The 1,124-nt window shown below is 67.3% G+C and carries 1 protein-coding gene; it reads right to left on the bottom strand.

Annotated features, from left to right (window positions below):
* On the bottom strand, window positions 1-847 hold an 847-nt coding region (locus AC1DT2_RS24110; RefSeq protein ID WP_477299238.1), incomplete at its 3' end, for a DUF4139 domain-containing protein.
* Between the last annotated feature and the right edge of the window lie 277 nt (window positions 848-1,124).

Raw genomic sequence — 1,124 nt, 5'->3', positions numbered from 1 at the left:
GGGTGTACGTACGCAGGTCGCCAAGCGTGGCCTGCTGCGGTCCGTTCGTCGAGACGTCCATAGCCATCGGGGCCGCGGCGGCCTTGGCCATGAACATCCTCGGTTGCGGCGGTGCCTTGGCACGCTGCGCATCGCCGGCGACGAGCTTCAGGGAGACATCCTTCCAGTCCCGGCCGCTGCGGTTGGCAATGCTGGCCGCGGCGTCGAAGTTCATCTTGCACGAGGCTCCCGGGACAATGGTCGCCACATAGGCGCCCCGCCAGCCCAGTCCGGATGTGGGGTAGTCGAGCTGCGCGGTGGTGTTGCCCGCGTTGCCGCCGGCGACGCGTACCTGCAGGGTGGACCCCCGGGCGAAGTCGGTGGCGTCGGCCGCGCGCAACGCCGCATAGCTCTTGATCAGGCTGGCCTGGCCGTTGGCTTCGCGGATCACCAGGGTGTCGCCGCCACGAACCAGTGTGCCACTGGCGATAGGCTGCCCCGTGGTTCCGATGGCGGTGACGTTATGCCCGACCAGTCCGGCCACGGCACCGTCAAAGCCCTGCCCGAGCAGCAGGCGTTGGGAAACCACCCGTGTCCCTTTGCCGGGGAAGCGCAGCGAAAGCGCTTCGCTGTCCAGGGCGGAGGGGAGGCCATCGATGGAGAGATCCTGCGCGCCGCCCTTCAGGTCGAAGCTGCGACGTTCGTGGACCACGGCGTAACCATCGCCCGATACGGCCTCGCCATTGGTGGCGAAAAGCTGGTCGCCCTCGGCGCGGTAGAGGGTGAGCGCGGTGCGCTCGTCGGTGGCGGCGAAGGCCGGCAGTGCGATGGCACCGGCGATCGCGAGAACAAGCAGACGACGCGACATAGTMTCTCTCCGTGATGATCCTGCGGGATCATACCGGGCGGACGTGAACCGTGACTTTGTGTAGGAGCCGATTCATCGGCGATCCCGCGGCAGCGGGCCAGATGGCCGCCAGCACCCGTCGCCGATGAATCGGCTCCTACACAAAGTCACGGTTCACGTCCGCCCGGTATGATCCCGCAGGATCATCACGGAGAGAGACTATGTCGCGTCGTCTGCTTGTTCTCGCGATCGCCGGTGCCATCGCACTGCCGGCCTTCGCCGCCACCGACGAGCGCAC

It is taken from the genome of Luteibacter sp. P4_E6 (assembly GCF_056401535.1).
Note: the sequence above shows the minus strand (reverse complement) of the source record. Positions and strands in the feature narration are given on the sequence as shown.